General features: G+C 72.4%; 17 protein-coding genes and 1 tRNA gene. 7 read left to right on the top strand and 11 right to left on the bottom strand.

The window, feature by feature from the left end:
- Window positions 1-54: 54 nt before the first annotated feature.
- The 5 genes from BMY40_RS08180 to BMY40_RS08160 all read right to left on the bottom strand — a co-directional run bounded on the left by BMY40_RS08180 (window position 55) and on the right by BMY40_RS08160 (window position 5,879).
- Entirely contained in the window at window positions 55-1,518 is a 1,464-nt protein-coding gene (locus BMY40_RS08180) for a peptidoglycan D,D-transpeptidase FtsI family protein (protein WP_093657091.1), read from the bottom strand.
- Window positions 1,515-2,927 carry an FtsW/RodA/SpoVE family cell cycle protein gene (locus tag BMY40_RS08175; protein WP_093657089.1) on the bottom strand — a complete coding sequence of 471 codons (1,413 nt, stop codon included), beginning with the start codon at window positions 2,925-2,927 and terminating at the stop codon, window positions 1,515-1,517. The genes BMY40_RS08180 and BMY40_RS08175 overlap by 4 nt, the downstream gene beginning before the upstream one ends.
- Window positions 2,928-2,940: 13 nt before the next feature.
- Window positions 2,941-4,482, bottom strand: a complete 1,542-nt coding sequence (locus BMY40_RS08170; RefSeq protein WP_425443090.1) for a Stp1/IreP family PP2C-type Ser/Thr phosphatase — start codon at window positions 4,480-4,482, stop codon at window positions 2,941-2,943.
- A 70-nt stretch (window positions 4,483-4,552) separates the two neighbouring features.
- Window positions 4,553-5,053, bottom strand: coding sequence for an FHA domain-containing protein FhaB/FipA (locus BMY40_RS08165; RefSeq protein ID WP_093657085.1), 501 nt, complete (start codon window positions 5,051-5,053; stop codon window positions 4,553-4,555).
- Window positions 5,054-5,063: 10 nt separating this feature from the next.
- The gene (locus BMY40_RS08160; RefSeq protein ID WP_093657083.1) at window positions 5,064-5,879 is read right to left on the bottom strand and encodes an FHA domain-containing protein; all 816 of its coding nucleotides are present in this window, start codon (window positions 5,877-5,879) and stop codon (window positions 5,064-5,066) included.
- Window positions 5,880-6,202: 323 nt separating this feature from the next.
- On the opposite strand from BMY40_RS08160, the gene BMY40_RS08155 reads away from it, so the two are divergent.
- The 4 genes from BMY40_RS08155 (at window position 6,203) to BMY40_RS08140 (ending at window position 9,553) form a co-directional block, all read left to right on the top strand.
- Window positions 6,203-6,286: transfer RNA gene (locus tag BMY40_RS08155), tRNA-Leu, on the top strand.
- A 238-nt stretch (window positions 6,287-6,524) separates the two neighbouring features.
- Window positions 6,525-7,925, top strand: a complete 1,401-nt coding sequence (locus BMY40_RS08150) for a DUF2252 domain-containing protein (RefSeq protein WP_093657081.1) — start codon at window positions 6,525-6,527, stop codon at window positions 7,923-7,925.
- A gap of 263 nt (window positions 7,926-8,188) precedes the next feature.
- Entirely contained in the window at window positions 8,189-9,118 is a 930-nt protein-coding gene (locus tag BMY40_RS08145) for a hypothetical protein (protein WP_425443089.1), read from the top strand.
- Between the two features lie 93 nt (window positions 9,119-9,211).
- Window positions 9,212-9,553 (top strand): rhodanese-like domain-containing protein, encoded by a 342-nt coding sequence (locus tag BMY40_RS08140; RefSeq protein WP_093657079.1) that lies wholly within the window; start codon window positions 9,212-9,214, stop codon window positions 9,551-9,553.
- Between the two features lie 194 nt (window positions 9,554-9,747).
- On the opposite strand, the gene BMY40_RS08135 is transcribed toward BMY40_RS08140, so the two are convergent.
- Genes BMY40_RS08135 through paaA form a run of 5 tightly spaced genes read right to left on the bottom strand, consistent with a single transcriptional unit; the run spans window position 9,748 to window position 13,358 of the window.
- Window positions 9,748-10,815 (bottom strand): 2Fe-2S iron-sulfur cluster-binding protein, encoded by a 1,068-nt coding sequence (locus BMY40_RS08135; RefSeq protein ID WP_093657077.1) that lies wholly within the window; start codon window positions 10,813-10,815, stop codon window positions 9,748-9,750.
- Window positions 10,812-11,348: a 1,2-phenylacetyl-CoA epoxidase subunit PaaD gene (gene paaD / locus BMY40_RS08130; protein ID WP_093657075.1), complete on the bottom strand. Its 537-nt coding sequence runs from the start codon at window positions 11,346-11,348 to the stop codon at window positions 10,812-10,814. The genes BMY40_RS08135 and paaD overlap by 4 nt, the downstream gene beginning before the upstream one ends.
- Window positions 11,345-12,067, bottom strand: a complete 723-nt coding sequence (gene paaC / locus BMY40_RS08125; RefSeq protein ID WP_093657073.1) for a 1,2-phenylacetyl-CoA epoxidase subunit PaaC — start codon at window positions 12,065-12,067, stop codon at window positions 11,345-11,347. Before paaC ends, paaD begins: the two co-directional genes overlap by 4 nt.
- Window positions 12,064-12,351 carry a 1,2-phenylacetyl-CoA epoxidase subunit PaaB gene (gene paaB / locus BMY40_RS08120; RefSeq protein ID WP_093657071.1) on the bottom strand — a complete coding sequence of 96 codons (288 nt, stop codon included), beginning with the start codon at window positions 12,349-12,351 and terminating at the stop codon, window positions 12,064-12,066. The genes paaC and paaB overlap by 4 nt, the downstream gene beginning before the upstream one ends.
- Window positions 12,348-13,358: a 1,2-phenylacetyl-CoA epoxidase subunit PaaA gene (paaA, locus tag BMY40_RS08115; RefSeq protein WP_093657069.1), complete on the bottom strand. Its 1,011-nt coding sequence runs from the start codon at window positions 13,356-13,358 to the stop codon at window positions 12,348-12,350. Before paaA ends, paaB begins: the two co-directional genes overlap by 4 nt.
- 291 nt (window positions 13,359-13,649) lie before the next feature.
- On the opposite strand from paaA, the gene BMY40_RS08110 reads away from it, so the two are divergent.
- From BMY40_RS08110 to BMY40_RS08100, 3 genes are read left to right on the top strand one after another with little or no spacing between them, the layout of a single operon-like run.
- Window positions 13,650-14,273, top strand: coding sequence for a DUF5819 family protein (locus BMY40_RS08110; RefSeq protein WP_093657067.1), 624 nt, complete (start codon window positions 13,650-13,652; stop codon window positions 14,271-14,273).
- Window positions 14,270-15,652: an HTTM domain-containing protein gene (locus tag BMY40_RS08105; protein ID WP_425443088.1), complete on the top strand. Its 1,383-nt coding sequence runs from the start codon at window positions 14,270-14,272 to the stop codon at window positions 15,650-15,652. Before BMY40_RS08110 ends, BMY40_RS08105 begins: the two co-directional genes overlap by 4 nt.
- Window positions 15,649-16,320 (top strand): TrmH family RNA methyltransferase, encoded by a 672-nt coding sequence (locus tag BMY40_RS08100; RefSeq protein WP_093657065.1) that lies wholly within the window; start codon window positions 15,649-15,651, stop codon window positions 16,318-16,320. The genes BMY40_RS08105 and BMY40_RS08100 overlap by 4 nt, the downstream gene beginning before the upstream one ends.
- 75 nt (window positions 16,321-16,395) lie before the next feature.
- On the opposite strand, the gene paaN is transcribed toward BMY40_RS08100, so the two are convergent.
- Complete coding sequence (gene paaN / locus BMY40_RS08095; RefSeq protein ID WP_093657063.1) at window positions 16,396-18,108, bottom strand: phenylacetic acid degradation protein PaaN; 1,713 nt, start codon at window positions 18,106-18,108, stop codon at window positions 16,396-16,398.
- Window positions 18,109-18,287 lie beyond the last annotated feature (179 nt).

Here is an 18,287-nt window from a genome sequence, read left to right as displayed (position 1 = left end):
GCGGGCCGGGACGCGACCGATGGCGTGACCGCCGGTGTGACCGGTGCCCCCCGGTCACCTCCTGCCGTCGAGAGCCGCCTCCATCATGGCCTTGGCCACCGGGGCGGCCAGCTTGCTGCCCGCGATGTCGTCGCGGAGGACGTCGGCGCTCTCGATGACGACCGCGACGGCGATCGGGGTGGAGCCGTCGGAGGTCTTGGCGTACGAGATGAACCAGGCGTACGGGTTCTTCTCGTTGTTCTCGCCGTGCTGCGCGGTACCGGTCTTGCCGCCCACTGTGACGCCGTCGATCTGCGCGGGGGTTCCCGTGCCCTTCTCGACGACCGTCTCCATCATCTGCTGGAGCTTCTGGGCGTTCTCCGCCGAGGCGACCTCGCCCAGCTCCCTGGGCTTGTGCTCCTCGACGACGTTGAGGCTCGGCGCGACGAGCTGGTCCATCATGTACGGCTCCATCATCTTGCCGTCGTTGGCGACGGCGGCGGCCACCATGGCCATCTGGAGCGGGGTGGCGCGGTTGGACGCCTGGCCGATGCCGGCCATGGCGTTCTGCGGCCGGTTGTCCTCGGGGTAGACGGACTCGACGGCGCGGACCGGGACGAAGTGCTCCTGGTTGAAGCCGAACCGCTCGGAGTACTCGATCATCTTCTCGTTGCCGAGCTCGTCGCTGATCTTGGCGAAGACGGTGTTGCAGGACCACTGCATGGCCACCCGCAGCGAGGCGTTCTCGCAGGGGTGGTTGCCGTCGTTGCCCAGGTCGGTGGTGCTCTGCGGCAGCCGGTACGGATCCGGGGTGTCGGTCTTCTCGTCGATGTCGTACATGCCGCTCTCCAGCGCCGCGGCGGCGGTGACGACCTTGAACGTCGAGCCGGGCGGGTAGGTCTGGCGCAGCGCCCGGTTGAGCATCGGCTCGTCCTCGTTGTTCTCCTTCTGGAGCCTGCTCCAGGCCTTGACGTCCTTGGAGGAGTTCCCCGCGAAGGAGGACGGGTCGTACGAGGGGGTGCTGACCAGGCCCAGGATCGCGCCGGTCTCGGGGTTGATCGCGACGGCGGCGCCCTTCTTGTCGCCCATCGCCTCGAAGCCGGCCTTCTGGACATCGGCGTCCAGCGTCGTGACGACGTTGCCGCCCTTCTGGTCCTTGCCGGTGAACATGTCGATGGTGCGGTTGAAGAACAGCCGGTCGTCGTCGCCGGTGAGGATGCCGTCGTAGATGGACTCGAGCTGGGTGGCGCCGTACGCCTGGGAGGCGTAGCCGGTCACCGGGGCCCACATCTCGCCGTTCTTGTACGTCCGCTTGTACTTGAAGTCGGTGCCCTCGGTCTCCTTGGAGCCGGTGATGGCCTTGCCGTCGACGATGATGTTGCCGCGCGGCTGGCCGTAGCGCTCGATGGCGACCCGGCGGTTCTTCGGGTCGTTCCTCAGCTCGTCGCCCTGGGCGAACTGGATCCAGTTGCTGCGGACCATCAGGGCGACCATGAGCAGACCGCAGAAGATGGCGATACGGCGCAGGGGCTTGTTCACGATCGGACCACCTGGGTCATCTCGACATCGGGTGAGGGCGCGGGAGCGGGGGCGGGACGCCGTGCGGTGTCGCTGATCTTCAGCAGGATCGCGACCAGCGCCCAGTTGGCGATGACGGACGAGCCGCCCTGCGCCATGAAGGGCATGGTCATACCGGTCAGCGGGATCAGGGCCATCACGCCGCCGGCCACCACGAAGACCTGGATGGCGAAGGCCGCGGACAGCCCGACGGCCAGCAGCTTGCCGAACGGGTCGCGGGCCGCCAGGGCGGTGCGGATGCCGCGCTCGACCAGCAGGCCGTACAGCAGCAGTATCGCCATGACGCCGGTCAGCCCCAGCTCCTCGCCGACGGTGGCGAAGATGTAGTCGCTCTTGGCGGCGAAGCCGATCAGGTCGGAGTGGCCCTGGCCCAGGCCCGCGCCGAGGATCCCGCCGGAGCCGAAGGCCCACATGGCGGCCGCGGGCTGGTTGACGTCACCGGTCTCGCGGACGGTGTGGAACGGGTCGAGCCAGTCCTGGACGCGGCTCTGCACATGGGGCTCGAAGCTGGCCACGGCCACCGCGCCGACGACGGCCAGGGTGAGGCCGAACAGGATCCAGCTGGTGCGCTCGGTGGCCACGTAGAGCATCACGACGAAGAGGCCGAAGAAGAGCAGCGAGGTGCCCAGGTCGGTCTCGAAGACCAGGATGAGCACGCTCAGGGCCCAGATCACCAGGATCGGGCCGAGGTCGCGGCCGCGCGGCAGGTACAGGCCCAGGAAGCGGCGGCTGGCCAGTGCCAGGGCGTCCCGCTTGACCATCAGGTAGCCGGCGAAGAAGACCGCGATGATGATCTTGGCGAACTCGCCGGGCTGGATGGACATCCCGCCGATGGTGATCCAGATCTTCGCGCCGTAGACCGCCGGGAAGAACATCGGCAGGATCAGCAGGACCAGCGCGACGACCATGGAGATGTAGGTGTAGCGCTGCAGGATGCGGTGGTCCTTGAGGAAGACCAGCACCGCCAGGAAGAGCGCTATCCCCAGCGCGGACCACATCAGCTGGTTGGGCGCGGCGGCGCCCTCTCCGCGCAGGGCGAGTCTCTCCGACTGGTCGAGCCGCCAGATCAGGACCAGGCCCAGCCCGTTGAGGAGCGTGGCGATCGGCAGCATCAGCGGGTCGGCGTACGGCGCGAACCTGCGCACCACGAGGTGGGCGACACCGGCCATCAGGCCGAGGCCGAGGCCGTAGCCGAGCATGCCCGCGGGCATCTCGCCGTTGACGGCCAGGCCCACGTTGGCATAGGCGAACACCGGGATCAGCACGGCGAAGACGAGCATCGCCAGCTCGGTGTTGCGGCGGCTGGGCAGACCTCCGGGGGAGATCGTCGTGTTGCTGCCGGTGTTCCCGGTGGCGTGACTGGTGCTCATGGCGTGCGGCCCCCTATGACGTGGTGCACTGCTTGGCGAGCCTCTGCTGCTCCTCCGGAAGGGTGGGGCCGGGGGTGGGAGCGGTCGGGCTCTTGGTGCTGGCGGTGGCGGCGGAGTTGAGGGAGGTTGCAGTCGGGGCGGGGGAGGTGGACGGCTCGGAGCGCTCGCCGGCCCCGGCGCCGCCGCGGGCGGAGCCGCTCTCGTCGGCCTGCGCCTCCGCGCGCTCCTTCTCCCTGCGCTGGGCGGCGACGATCTCGCAGACCTCGGCCTGCTCCGCCAGCTTCTCCAGCCGGTCCTCCGCCTGGGCGAGGCTGTCCATGGAGATGCCGGCCTCGACCTCGTTGCGCTGGTAGGTGGGAAGGTACTTGAGTTCGACGGAGGAGTTCCGCTCGACCTCGCTCAGCCGCAGCCACCCCAGCTTCTGGCTGATGCCGCGGTAGATCGCGACGCGGTCGCCGTCGGCCCCGACGTAGAACTGCGTCTGGGTCCACCTGTGGGCGCCGTACAGGCCGCCGCCGAGCAGGCCGAGGACGAGCAGGCCGAGGAAGATCCGCTTTAGCCACCTGAAACGCTTGCGGGGCTTGGTGAAGTCGCCCTCGGCGTACGCGCCGAACGCCCCGGCGGGCGGGGTGGCGCCACCGCTGCCGGGCGGGCCGAAGCTCCCCTGCGGGCCCTCGGGCGACTGCTGCTGCGGCACGCCGCCGCGGCCGAGTTCGGCGGCGCGGGCGGCGGGGGTCTGGAGGGTGCCGGGGTCGCCGAGCTGCTGCTGGTTCTCGGCGACGGCGCCGACGATGACCGGGGTGTCGTTGAGCCGGCCGGCGAGGGTGTCGTCGCCGACGTCCAGGACGTCCGCGACGATGCAGGTGATGTTGTCGGGGCCGCCGCCGCGCAGGGCGAGCTGGATCAGCTCCTGCACGGTCTCGTGCGGCTCTTGGTGGGCGGCGAGGGTCTCCTCCATCGTCTGGTGGCTGACGACGCCGGACAGGCCGTCGGAGCACAGCAGGTAGCGGTCACCGGCCCGCACCTCGCGGATGGACAGGTCGGGCTCCACGTGGTCGCCGCTGCCCAGCGCGCGCATCAGCAGGGAGCGCTGCGGGTGGGTGGTGGCCTCCTCCTCGGTGATCCGGCCCTCGTCCACCAGGCGCTGGACCCAGGTGTGGTCCTGGGTGATCTGGGTGAGCCGGCCGTCGCGCAGCAGGTACGCGCGGGAGTCGCCGACGTGCACCAGGCCGAGCCGCCGGCCCGTCCACAGCAGGGCGGTGAGCGTGGTGCCCATGCCCTCCAGCTGGGGGTCCTCCTCGACCATGACGCGCAGCTGCTCGTTGGCGCGCTGCACCGCGGTGCCGAGCGAGGTGAGCAGGTCGGAGCCGGGGACGTCGTCGTCCAGCTGCACGAGGATCGAGATCACCTCCGAGCTGGCGACCTCGCCGGCGGCCTGGCCGCCCATCCCGTCGGCGATCGCGAGCAGCCGCGGACCGGCGTAACCGGAGTCCTCGTTGCCCTCGCGGATCATGCCTCTGTGCGATCCGGCGGCGAAGCGCAGTGACAGACTCATGCGCACCTCGCCCGTCGGCTCCGGGTACATCCGCACGGTGCCCACCCTCCGGTCGTCATGGTCGCGTTCACTACTTCCGCAGCTCGATGACCGTCTTGCCGATGCGGATCGGCGCACCGGGCGGGATCGGTGTCGGTGTGGTGAGCCGGGTCCGGTCCAGGTACGTGCCGTTGGTGGAGCCCAGGTCCTCGACGATCCACTGGCCGTCGCGGTCCGGGTAGATCCTGGCGTGGCGGCTGGAGGCGTAGTCGTCGTCCAGCACGATCGTCGAGTCGTGGGCCCGGCCGAGCGTGATGGTCTGGCCCTGGAGGGCCACGGTGGTGCCGGTGAGCGACCCCTCGGTGACCACCAGTTTGGTCGGGGCGCCGCGGCGCTGCCGCCCGCCGCGGGCCGCCTGCTGCGGGGCCTGGCGCGGCTGGGGAGGACGCTGGGCCTCGGCGCGGCGGGCCGTGCGCTGGGTCACGCGGGTGCCGAAGAGGTCGCTCCTGATGACCTGCATGGTCATGATGACGAACAGCCACAGTACGGCGAGAAAACCCAACCGCATGACCGTCAGGGTCAGCTCTGACATTGCCCCCGCTTCACCCTTCGGCTTGCCGGTAAATGATCGTGGTGCTGCCCACGACGATGCGTGAGCCGTCGCGGAGCGTAGCGCGCGTGGTGTGCTGTCCGTCCACCACGATGCCGTTTGTGGATCCCAGATCCTGGATCGTCGAGGGGTTTCCGGACCGGATCTCGCAGTGGCGCCGCGAGACGCCGGGGTCGTCGATCCGCACGTCGGTCTCGGTGGAGCGGCCCAGCACCATGGTGGGGCGGGAGATCTGGTGGCGGGTGCCGTTGATCTCGATCCAGCGGCGGGTCTGGGCGGGCGGCATCGGGGCGCCGGGGGCGTGCCCGGGGGGCGGACCGGCCGGCATGGGCGGCGGCCCGGCCGGGCGCTGGGGCGGGTATCCGTAACCGCCGGGGGCGCCGGGGGCCTGTCCGGGAGGCGGTGCGCCCTGCGGGGACTGGTGCTGGGAGGTGCTTGAGGCGAGGGTGCGGCTGCGCACCCGGTACAGGCCGGTGTCGAGGTCGTCGGCCCGCTCCAGGCCGACCTTGACCGATCCCATGAACGTGTAGCGCTGCTGCTTGGCGTACTCGCGCACCATGCCGGCCAGCTCGTCGCCGAGCTGCCCGGCGTAGGGGCTGAGGCGCTCGAAGTCCGGGGCGCTGAGCTGGACGATGAAGTCGTTGGGAACGACCGTCCGCTCCCGGTTCCAGATGGTGGCGTTGTTGTCGCACTCGCGCTGGAGGGCGCCCGCGATCTCGACGGGTTGCACCTCGGACTTGAACACCTTGGCGAAGGTGCCGTTGACGAGGCCCTCGAGACGCTGCTCGAAGCGCTTCAGAACTCCCACGGTGCACCTCCTTCCCCGATGCCCACGGCTCTAGTGCGCCGGTCGCGGTCGCACACGACGCGTTGCCTTTCGATACTGCTTACTGATCGTATCCACGCGCGGCGAGAACGGCTGGTTCCCCACCGGGGCCCGGCGCGCGGGTGTCAACCCTCACACGGATCGTAGAGGTGGCACGGGACCAGTGTCCCAAACCGTGGGCGGTCGATACGGGTGTGAGACCACCCCGGACAGCGTGCTAATGTTCTGTGTGTCGCCAGGCGATCCCGCCGGACCGGACGAGAGCAGTCCGGGAAGTGTGGGAGAATCAAAGCGGCAACACCCATGCGCGGGTGGCGGAATAGGCAGACGCGCTGGATTCAGGTTCCAGTGCCCGAAAGGGCGTGGGGGTTCAACTCCCCCCTCGCGCACAGAGAGCGAGCCTCTCACGGTGATGAAGGTCACCGTGAGAGGCTCGCTTCGTTTTCGGCCGGGGCGCGGTTCCGGGCCGGTGCCGATCGATGCGGCCGGTGCGGAGCGATGCGGGCTGCCGCGGGGGCTGCCCGGCGCCGGGGACGGGGGTACCTTCGAACCCGCTGATCGTCGCGGTCGGCGCGGGCCGGCCCACTCGGTGCCGGCCGGACGCCGTCCGCTGGTAAGTCGCAGGGGGTGGGGGCCGTGGACGAGCGGCTGCCGTATGTGCCGGGTTTCGCGGACCGGCGGAGTCCGCGGGCGCCGAAGCGGGAGGGCAGGGCGCTGCGGGAGGCGGTGCCCAGGCGCGCGCACGCGGAGTTCTCCGCGAGCCCGGGGCGGCCGGACGCGGTGGCCGCCGTGGAGGAGTCCAACCGGGACCGGATCGCGGAACTGGTGCCGATCCGGATCGGCCGGATGGCCGCCTCTCCCTTCGCCTTCCTGCGCGGCTCCGCCGGGCTGATGGCGTACGACCTGGCGCACGGCACGCCCACCACCGGTGTCGGCGCGCAGATCTGCGGTGACGCGCACGCCGCGAACTTCGGTCTCTACGGCGACGCCCGCGGCGGCCTGACCATCGATCTGAACGACTTCGACGAGACCGTGCGCGGCCCCTGGGAGTGGGACCTCAAGCGGCTGGCCGCCTCCCTGGTGCTGGCCGGGCGCGAGGCGGGGGCGGACGAGGACGTGTGCCGGGCGGCCGCGTACGACGCGGCCGGCGCGTACCGGCACACCCTGCGGCTGCTGGCGGGGATGCCGGCGGCCGACGCCTGGAACGCCGTCGCCGACGAGGAGCTCGTCTCGCACGCCGACGCCCACGACCTGCTGGGCACCCTCCGGCGGGTCGCGGAGAAGGCCCGGCGCAACACCAGCGCGCGCTTCGCCGCCAAGTCCACCCGGGAGACCGCCGACGGCGGCCGGGTCTTCGTGGACGCCCCGCCGGTGCTGCGCAGGGCGTCCGACGCGGAGGCGGCTGCCGTGGCCGCCTCGCTGGAGGAGTACCTGGGGACGCTGCCGGAGGACCGGCTGCCGCTGCTGGCGCGGTACGCGATCCACGACGTGGCGTTCCGGGTCGTGGGCACCGGCAGTGTGGGCACCCGCTCGTACGTGGTGCTGCTCCTGGACCACCGGGGCAGGCCGCTGGTGCTCCAGGTGAAGGAGGCGCGGCCGTCGGTGCTGCGGCCGTACACGGCCCTGGTGGGCATCACCGGGCCGGAGCCGGGACACGAGGGGCGCCGGGTGGTGCTGGGGCAGCAGCGCATGCAGGTGGTCTCCGACACGCTGCTGGGCTGGACGACGGTGGAGGGGCGGCCGTACCAGGTACGGCAGTTCCGCAACCGCAAGGGCAGCGTGGACCCGGTGGCGCTGGGCGCCGGCGAGATCGACGACTACGCGCGGATGACCGGGGCCCTGCTGGCCCGCGCGCACTCCCACAGCGCCGATCCGCGGCTGCTGGCGGGGTACTGCGGCAAGTCGGAGGAGCTGGACGAGGCGGTTGCCGCCTTCGCGGTGGCCTACGCCGACCGTACCGAGAGGGACCACGCGGAGCTGGCGGCCGCCGTGCGCGCCGGGCGGCTGCCGGCCGAGCGGGACGTCTGAGGGCCGGGGCCGAGGGGGCCGCGGTTGCCGGGGGCCGGTTGTGGGGCCGGGCGCGGTGACCGGGTGTGGAGGGCTGAGTGCGGGGTCGGCTGTGGGGGCCGGGGCGGGGGCGGGGGTGTGAGGCCCGGGCCCGGGGAGCCGTAGGCTGGCCGGGTGGTGCCGCCGTCCGGCCAGGGAGCCTCCCCGGCCGGACGGCGGCGTGAATCCCGGTCAGGGTCCCGGTCAGGGCCGGGGCGCAGTGGAACGCCGTCGCGAGGAAGCCCGTGGATCCGGAAGCCCAGCAGGAAGCCCGGCAGGCCGGGCACGAGCCGCAGGACGCGTCAGAGGCCGCCCCGAGGAACGACGGGGAGGCCGTCGAGCGTCTGGAGCGGGCCGTGCGCGCGGCCGAGAGGGCGCTGATCGAGTACGAGATCGCCGTGGAGACCTTCCGGGTCGAGGTGGAGAACTTCTCCCGGTTGCACGAGCAGCGGCTCGGCCCGCTGTACGGCCGGATCGAGGAGCTGGACGTCCTGATCGCCGAGGCGGTGGCCGCGTGCACCGGCGACCCCGGGGATCTGCGCAGGGCTCGTGAGGCACGCGCCTCCTTCCTGCCGATGCCGGCCGTGGAGGAGCTGTACCAGGGGTGGATGGACTCCGCCGGGCTGCCGCCGGAGGCCGTCGCGATGCTCACCGGGCAGCGGGTGCGGCCCCCGGAGCGGGTGCGGCCCAGTGAGCGGGCCAGACGCCTGTACCGGGAACTGGTGCGCTCGGCGCATCCGGACCTGGTGCAGGACGACGCGGAGCGCGGGCGGCGTGAGGAGTTCATGACCCGGGCGAACAAGGCGTACTCCGACGGGGACGAGGAGGCGCTCGCCGCGCTGGCCGAGGAGTGGGCCGCCGGGCCTCCGACCGTGAGGGAGCGGGAGGCCGCTCGCGGCGAGGAGCTGTACGCGCGTCTGGAGTGGCTGGCGCGGCGCAAGGAGATGCTCGCCGCGGCCGCCGCGGAGCTGGAGGAGGGCGCGATCGGCTCCATGCTGAAGCTGGCGCCCGAGGACCCGGACGGCCTGCTGGAGGAGATCGCCGGGCGGCTGCGTGAGCGGATCGCCGAGAAGGAGGCGCGTCTGGCCGAGCTGACCGGCCGTGCGGGCCGGACGGGTCATGCGGGGGAGACGGGATGGACGGGATGGGGCGAGGAGCCCGGACGGGCGGGTTAGGTTCGTGGGCGGCCGGCCGGACCGGCGGCCGGAGTGTGCGGAGCGTGCGAGACGGCGCCGGGGGGCCGGGGCCGGTGAGAGGGGTGTGACCTGATGCAGTACGGCCGGATTCCTTCGGTGGAGGTCACGGAGGTGCCGCCGGAGGGCCTTCTGCTGGACGTCCGGGAGGACGACGAGTGGGCGGCCGGGCACGCCGAGGAGGCTCTGCACGTGCCGATGAGCGAGTTCGTGGAGCGGTTCGGCGAGGTGACCGAGAAGGCCGCGGACCGGCGGGTGTACGTGGTCTGCCGGGTCGGCGGCCGGTCGGCGCAGGTCACGCGGTACCTGCTGGGGCAGGGCATCGACGCGGTGAACGTCGACGGCGGCATGCTGGCCTGGGAGGCGGCCGGGAAGCCGCTGGTGAACGACGGGCAGGGGCCCGCCCACGTGGCGTGATGCGCGGCGCCGGGGGACGCTGTGGCGCACGCCGTGGAATTGCGTGCCGTGAGATGTGCGCCGTGAGGCGTGGGACGTGCGGCGAGGGGCCCGGCGCGGGGGTCGGGAGCGGCCGGGCCCACCGGCTGTACGGGAGGGCCGTACGAGGGGCCTCAGTGCCTGTCGGGGGCCGTCACAGGACCTGCCGGGGCCCGTCAGGCGTCGAAGTCCACCTCGACGGCCTCGGTGACCGGCCGGGACTGGCAGGCCAGTACGTACCCCGCCGAGACCTCCTCCGGTTCCAGGGCGAAGTTGCGGTCCATGCTCACCTCGCCGGAGACCAGCCGTACACGGCAGGTGCCGCACACCCCGCCCTTGCAGGCGTAGGGCGCGTCGGAGCGGTTGCGCAGCACCGTCTCCAGCAGCGTCTCGCCCTCGCCGACCGGCCAGACGCCCATCCGGCCGTCGAGTGTGGCGGTGAGCTTCGAGCCGCCGGGTGCGGTACGGGCGGCGTTCCGCTTCTCGGCGGCCGGGGAGGCGTCGTCCACATGGAAGATCTCCTGGTGGACCGCGGCGGCGGGGACCCCGAGCGCCGCCAGCGCGCGCTCCGCCTCCCGGACCAGGCCGTGCGGCCCGCACAGGAACCAGCCGTCCACCTCGGGCACCGGCAGCAGGGCGGGCAGCAGGTCGGCCAGGCGCTCGGCGTCGAGCCGCCCGGTGGGCAGGCCCGCCTGGCGCTCCTCGCGGGAGAGCGTGTGCACCAGGTGGAAGCGGTCCGGGTGGCGGTCCTTCAGCTCGGCGACCTCCTCCAGGAACATCGCCGACGCCGCGGTGCGGTCGGTGCGGATCAGGCAGAACCGGGCGTCCGGCTCCTCGGCCAGCAGCGTGGCGGCGATGGACAGCACCGGTGTGATGCCGCTTCCGCCGACGACCGCCGCGAAGCGGCCGGGACGGGGACGCAGGGTGAAGCGGCCCGTGGGGGGCATCACATCGACCGTGTCCCCGGCGGACAGCCCCTTGACGGCATGGGTGGAGAACGCGCCGCCCTCCACCAGCCGGATGCCGACCCGCAGCACCGGCTCGGCGGGCGCGGGGACGGCGGGGGAGCAGACGGAGTAGGTGCGGCGCACCTCCGTGCCGTCCACCTCGCGCCGCAGGGTGACGTGCTGGCCCGGGACGTGGCGGAAGGTGTCGTACAGCTCGGGCGGCACCTCGAACGCCACGGCCACCGAGTCGTCCGTGAGCCGCTCGACCTCGCGGACCCGAAGCGGATGGAACCTCACAGCAGCTCCTTGAAGTGGTCGAACGGCTCCCGGCAGGAGGCGCAGCGGCGCAGCGCCTTGCAGGCGGTGGAGGAGAAGCGGCTGAGCAGGGTGGTGTCGGTCGAGCCGCAGTGGGGGCAGCGGATGGCCAGATCGACCGCGACCGGCCCCCCGCCGTCTCCGGACGCCCCCGCACCGGGGCGGGGCGGTGCTATCCCGAACTCGGCCAGCTTGCGGCGGCCCTCGGCGGTGATCGCGTCCGTCGTCCAGGGCGGGGAGAGGACCGTGCGGACCGTCACCTCCGCCACGCCGTGCTCGCGCAGCGCCCGCTCCACGTCGGCGGACATCGCCTCCACCGCCGGGCAACCGGTGTAGGTGGGGGTCAGCTCGACCTCCACCCGGCCCGATCCGAGGACGTGCAGACCGCGCAGCACCCCCAATTCGGCCAGGGACAGCACCGGAAGCTCCGGGTCCGGGACGGAGCCGGCGATCTCGCGCAGCTCCGCCTCCAGCGCCGTCGTCTCCGGCGCCGTGGTCTCCGCCGGGGGCGTCACCACGACGCTCCCGGGTGGCTGCGGTGCAGGTGCTGCATCTCGGCGAGCATCCGGCCGAACGGCTCGGTGTGGACGCCCTGCCGCCCGGCGCCGGCGGCCCAGGGGCTGCTCCGAGGCCCTCCGGGGACGGTGAGGGTCGCACGTTCCAGCACGGTGGTGATGCGCCGTGCCCACTCCTCGTCCAGCCCGGCCCAGTCGACGTCCAGGCCCTCGACCGGCCGGAACAGCTCGCCGGTGTAGCGCCACAGCCCGTCCAGCGCGTCCCGCATGCGGCTGTGGCTCACCTCGGTGCCGTCGCCCAGGCGCAGCGTCCAGTGCTCGGCGTGGTCGCGGTGGTAGGCGACCTCCTTGACCGCCTTGGCGGCCAGCGCGGTGAGTTCCGTGTCGCCGGTGCCGCCGTCGGCCAGCCGCTCGTACAGCAGCTCCTGGTAGGTGGAGAAGTACAGCTGGCGGGCGATGGTGTGGGCGAAGTCGCCGTTCGGCTGCTCGACGAGCTGCACGTTGGTGAAGGCCCGCTCCTCGCGGAGGTACGCCAGCTCGTCCTCGTCGCCGGCCATCGACAGCAGGGTGCGGGCCTGGCCCAGAAGGTCCAGCGCGATGTTGGCGAGGGCGACCTCCTCCTCCAGGACGGGTGCGTTCCCGGCCCACTCCCCCAGCCGGTGGGAGAGGACCAGCGCGTCGTCGCCGAGGGCCAGTACGGCCGTGCGGGGAGCGCTCACAGGTGCTGCACCCCTTCCGGGACCTCGTAGAAGGTGGGGTGGCGGTAGGGCTTGTCGGCGGCGGGCTCGAAGAACGGGTCCCTCTCGTCGGGCGAGGAGGCGGTGATCGCGGACGACGGCACCACCCAGATCGATACGCCCTCCGACCGCCGGGTGTACAGGTCCCGTGCGTTGCGCAGGGCCATCTCGGCGTCGGGCGCGTGCAGGCTCCCGGCGTGGGTGTGGGACAGGCCGCGCCTGCTGCGGACGAAGACCTCCCACAGGGGCCATTCGCTGGTGGTCATGCCGCCGTCCTTCCGTCGCCGTCCTGCTCCCCGTGCTTGCGGGCGTACGCCGCGGCGGCCTCGCGCACCCAGGCGCCCTGCTCGTGGGCGCGGCGGCGGCGGTCCAGCCGCTGCTCGTTGCAGGGGCCGTTGCCGCGCAGCACCTCGTGGAACTCGGACCAGTCGATCGGCCCGAAGTCGTAGTGCCCGCGCTCCTCGTTCCACCGCAGAAGGGGGTCGGGCAGGGTCAGCCCGAGGGACTCGGCCTGGGGGACGCAGATGTCCACGAAACGCTGGCGCAGCTCGTCGTTGGAGTGCCGCTTGATCTTCCAGGCCATCGACTGGGCGGAGTGCTTCGACGCGTCGTCGGGCGGCCCGAACATCATCAGCGACGGCCACCACCAGCGGTCCACGGCGTCCTGCGCCATGGCGTGCTGGGCCTCGGTGCCGCGGCTCAGCGCGAGCAGCAGCTCGTAACCCTGGCGCTGGTGGAAGGACTCCTCCTTGCAGACGCGGACCATGGCCCGTGCGTAGGGCCCGTAGGAGCAGCGGCACAGCGGCACCTGGTTGGTGATGGCCGCGCCGTCCACCAGCCAGCCGATCGCGCCGACGTCGGCCCAGGTCAGGGTGGGGTAGTTGAAGATCGAGGAGTACTTCTGGCGCCCGGAGTGCAGTTTGTCCAGCAGCTCGTCGCGGCCCACGCCGAGCGTCTCGGCGGCGCTGTAGAGGTACAGCCCGTGTCCCGCCTCGTCCTGCACCTTCGCCATCAGGATCGCCTTGCGGCGCAGCGAGGGCGCCCGTGTGATCCAGTTGGCCTCCGGCTGCATGCCGATGATCTCGGAGTGGGCGTGCTGGGCGATCTGGCGCACCAGCGTGGCGCGGTAGGCGTCGGGCATCCAGTCGCGCGGCTCGATCCGCTCGTCCGCCGCGATCGCCGCGTCGAACGCCTCCTGGTACGCCTCCTGACCCGCCTCCTCGTGCGCCCCGGGACCTCCGCCCCGGTCCTTCTCCGGCAGCAGCGTCGTCATGCAGAGCTCCCTTGCTCCTGGCGAGGAACCAACCGACCGATCGTTCGGTTCAATGGTGGTCTTCCGGTCCCCAAGGTGTCAAGGCTGTGGATAACCTCGTAGGGCCGCCGCGGACCGGGGCGGCCGCGGGGGAGCGCGACCGGTGTCGCGGGGTCGTGAGAGCGGGGCCCGGCCGGGCCCGAGATCGGGGAGGGCATGGATCCACAAGCACAGAAGCGCCCGGAGGCGCCGCCGCCCCCGGCGGCGGACGGGGCGCCATCCGGGGCGCCTCCGGAGGACGCCCGGGGTGTGATGTCGCTCCCGCCCGCGGCGCGGATCACCGTCGCGGTGGCGCTGGGCGTCGTCACCGTGCTCACCGGCGTGCACCTGGCGATGGTCTTCCTGCACGTCGCGCCGGACAACACCCTCAGCAAGCAGTACGGTTCGACGGTCTCGGACTACATCAACCCCGAGTTCGAGCAGAACTGGAAGCTGTTCGCCCCCAACCCGCTCCAGCAGAACATCGCCGTCCACGCCCGCGCGGAGGTGGTCCGTCCGGACGGCGGCCGCGAGCGGACCGGCTGGGTGGACCTGACGGCGATGGACATCGACGACATCCGGGGCAACCCCTTCCCCAGCCACACCGACCAGAACGAGCTCCGCCGCGCCTGGGACTTCTTCACCGGCTCGCACGACGAGGAGAACCGGTCCAACGGGCTGCGCGGAGAACTCTCCGAGGAGTACCTGCGGCGGATCGTGATGTCGCGGTTCGGGCCCGAACTGAACGGCGGCGAGATCAGGCGCGTGCAGGTGCGGTCGGCGACCACGCCGGTCGCGCCGCCGCCGTGGAGCGGTGAGAGCGCGGGCACCCAGACCACGTACCGGGTGCTGCCCTGGTGGCCGGTCGACCGCACGGACATCCCGGAGGACCAGTGACGCAGCCCGAGAACGCCTCCCCCGCCCCGGCCGTCCCCGGCGCCCGGCGGCCCGGGGAGCGGCCTTCCGGGGCCGGGGACCGACCGTCCGGCGAGTCGCCCGCCGCACCGCCCCGGCCGTGGCCGCGGCGCCTGCTGTCGAAGGCCGACGAGGCGGTCGTACGCGGCATCGTCCGGGTCAGCGACCGGGCGCTGGGCCCGTACCAGAGCGCGGTCGTCCGGATCGGCTTCTCCTTCACCTGGCTGGTCTTCCTGCTCTTCGAGTGGCCCCACCGGCGCGAGCTGTACGGCCCGGACGGCCCGTGGAGCTGGGAGCTGGGCGAGCGGCTGGTGGCGAGCAACCACGCCTTCACGGTGCTGCTGTGGTCCGACAGCGCCGTCTGGTTCGAGGCCGTCTACGCCCTCGCCGTCCTGTCCGCCGCCGCGCTGCTGGTCGGCTGGCGGACCAGGACCATGTCGGTGCTGTTCATGGTCGGCGTGCTGTCCCTGCAGAACCGCAGCGTCTTCATGGGCGACGGCGGCGACAACGTCATCCATCTGATGGCGATGTACCTGGTGCTCACCCGCTGCGGCCGGGTCTGGTCGCTCGACGCCCGCCGCGCCCGCCGCTCCGCTGCGGGGGGCACCGGAGGCGCCGGGGGGACCGACATGGCCGGCATCGCGCTGTGGTCGGTGCTCGGCGCCGTCCTGCTGGTGGCCACCGCCGGCGGCCGGCTGAGCTGGTTCGGCGACGACGGCCCGGTGCTCTACGTGGGCTGGGCGACCTTCCTGTGGGGCCTGTGGCTGGTGTACGGAATGTGGTGGTACGTCACCCGCCCCGCGGAAGGACGGGTCGGGCGGGAGAACGCCCGCCGGCTGATGGACGTCCTGGGCAACATCGTCCACAACGCCACCCTGCTGATCATCATGGCCGAGGTCTGCCTGATCTACGCGACCGCCGGCTGGTACAAGATCCAGGGCTCCCGCTGGCAGGACGGCACCGCCGTCTACTACCCCCTGCACCTGGACTACTTCTCCCCCTGGCCCGCCCTCGCCGAGGTGCTGGGGAGCAGTGGGCTGATGATCATGCTGCTCACCTACGGCACGGTGATCGTCCAGGTCGCCTTCCCCTTCACCCTCTTCAACCGGCGGGTGAAGAACGTGCTGCTCGCCGTGATGATGCTGGAGCACGCCTCCATCGCCGTCATCCTCGGCCTGCCCTTCTTCTCGCTCGCCATGATCGCGGCCGACGCCGTCTTCCTGCCGACGGTCTTCCTGGTCTGGCTCGGGGCAGGGGTGTCGCGGACGGCCGGACGGCTGCGCCGCGGCCGGCCGCGCGAGCCGGAGGAGGCGGCGCGGCCGGCCGGGGCCGACAGCCCCGCACGTACCCTCGTGGGGTGAGCGAAGGCGAGACGGAGGGCCGGCCGGTGCGGGACGAGCCGGTGCAGTACGACGAGGGCTACGGCACGGAGGTGGGGGTCGGCCCCCACCCCGAGCCGTGGCCGGCCGGCGAGCACTACGACCCGGAGCTGCTGGCCGGCGGCGACCGGCGCAACGTCGTGGACCGCTACCGCTACTGGACCCGGGAGGCGATCGTCGCCGACCTCGACACCCGGCGGCACGACTTCCACGTCGCGGTGGAGAACTGGAACCACGACTTCAACATCGGCAGTGTCGTGCGCACCGCCAACGCCTTCCTGGCCAAGGAGGTCCACATCGTCGGAAAGCGCCGGTGGAACCGGCGCGGCGCGATGGTCACCGACCGGTACCAGCACATCACCCACCACCCGGACGTGGCCGCACTGGCCGACTGGGCGCGGGCCGAGGGGCTGCCGGTCATCGGAATAGACAACCTCCCCGGCGCCGTCCCGCTGGAGACCACCGAACTGCCCCGCCGCTGTGTGCTGCTCTTCGGACAGGAGGGCCCGGGGCTGACCGAGGAGGCGTGGAAGCACGCCGAACGCGTCTGCTCCATCGCCCAGTTCGGCTCCACCCGGTCCATCAACGCGGGCGCGGCGGCGGCCATCGCCATGCACGCCTGGATCCGCGCGCACGCCGACATCGGCTAGTGCGGCCCGCCGGGAGACGTCCGGCCCGGAGGCGCGCCGCGCGGCGCGCCTCCGGACCCTCGGCAGCGGGAGTCGTCAGGCCTGCCGGCGGACCTCCACCACACGGAAGCGGCTCGCCACGAACGCCCCGTCGCACAGCGCGGCGTTGGCCGCCGGGTTGCCGCCGGAGCCGTGGAAGTCGGAGAACGCCGCGGTCTGGTTCACATACACCCCGCCGGTGAGGTTCAGCGAGAGCTGGGCGCACTCCTCCAGACAGGCCTCCTCCACCAGGCGCTCCACCTCCGGCGAGGTGGTGTACGCGCCGACCGTCATCGCGCCCTTCTCCCGGACGGTGCGGCGCAGCAGCTCGACCGCCTCGGCCGTGGAGTCCACGGCGACGGCGAAGGAGACCGGGCCGAAGCACTCCGACATGCAGACCTCCTCCGACTCGGGCTTCGCCCCGTCCAGCCCGACGATCGCCGGGGTGCGGACCGTGGCGCCGGGGAACTCCGGGTGCTCCACCGCGCGCGAGGCCAGGATGGTCTCGCCCAGCTCCGGCGCCCCCTCCAGCCGCTCGCGCACCCCGGGGTTGACGATCGCGCCCAGCAGCGCCACGGCCCGCTGGTCGTCGCCCAGCAGCTTGTCCACCGCGCCCGCCAGGTCGGCGGTGAACTCCTCGTAGGACTTGTGGCCCGCGTCCGTGTCGATGCCGCCGCGCGGGATCAGCAGGTTCTGCGGGGTGGTGCACATCTGGCCGCTGTAGAGGGACAGGGAGAAGGCCAGATTGCCGAGCATGCCCCGGTAGTCGTCGGTGGAGTCGACGACGATCGTGTTGACACCGGCCTTCTCGGTGAAGACCTGGGCCTGGCGGGCGTTGGCCTCCAGCCAGTCGCCGAAGGCGGTCGACCCCGTGTAGTCGATGATCCGGATCTCGGGCCGGACGGCCAGTTCCCTGGCGATGCCCTCGCCGTCCCGCTCGGCGGCCAGTGCCACCGTGTTCGGGTCGAAGCCGGCATCGGCGAGTACCTCGCGGGCGACCCGCACCGTCATCGCCAGCGGCAGGACCGCGCGCGGGTGAGGCTTGACCAGCACCGGATTGCCCGTGGCCAGGGAGGCGAACAGGCCCGGGTAGCCGTTCCAGGTGGGGAAGGTGTTGCAGCCGATCATCAGCGAGACGCCGCGCGGCACCGGCGTGAACTCCTTGGTCAGCTCCAGCGGATCCCGCTTGCCCTGCGGCTTGGACCACCGGGCCGAGGCCGGGGTGCGGGTCTGCTCGGCGTAGGCGTACGCCACCGCCTCCAGGCCGCGGTCCTGGGCGTGCGGGCCGCCGGCCTGCATCGCCATCAGATACGCCTGCCCGCTGGTGTGCATCACCGCGTGGGCGAACTCGTGGGTGCGCGCGTTGATCCGGGCCAGGATCTCCAGGCACACCAGCGCCCTCGCCTCCGGCCCCGCGTCCCGCCAGGCGGGCAGTGCGGCACGCATCGCGGGCAGCAGCGCCTCGACGTCGGCGTGCGGGTACTCCACGCCCAGCTCGACGCCGTACGGCGAGACCTCGCCGCCCACCCAGCCGTCCGTGCCGGGCTGGTCCAGCTCGAAGCGGCGGCCCAGCAGGGCGTCGAACGCGGCCTTCCCCTCGGCGGGGCCGAGCGTGCCGTGCTCCTCGCCGTACGCCTTGGGGTGCTCCGGATACGGGGACCAGTACTCCCTGGTGCGGATCGCCTCCAGGGCCCTCTGGAGCGTCGGGCGGTGCTTCTCCGCGAGCCCTTCCGGGGACAGCGGCGGGGCCTGGGTGGGTGCGGCGGCCATCGGGGACCAACTCCTCGTCGAGCTCGTCGAGCGGGCGGGCGGCGGTGCCGTACGGACGGAGCCCGGCGGGCCGTGGAGGGCGCGCGGGCCGCCGTGCGCGGACGGACGGACAGGTAGATACTGCTACCGAACGATCGGTCGGGGCAAGAGGGGCAGGCCGCCTGTGGATAACATCGAGG

Origin of the sequence: Streptomyces radiopugnans (genome assembly GCF_900110735.1) — a bacterium.
Lineage (GTDB): Bacteria > Actinomycetota > Actinomycetes > Streptomycetales > Streptomycetaceae > Streptomyces > Streptomyces radiopugnans.
The sequence above is the reverse complement of the archived record's forward strand: the minus strand, read 5'-3'. Positions and strand labels throughout refer to the sequence as shown.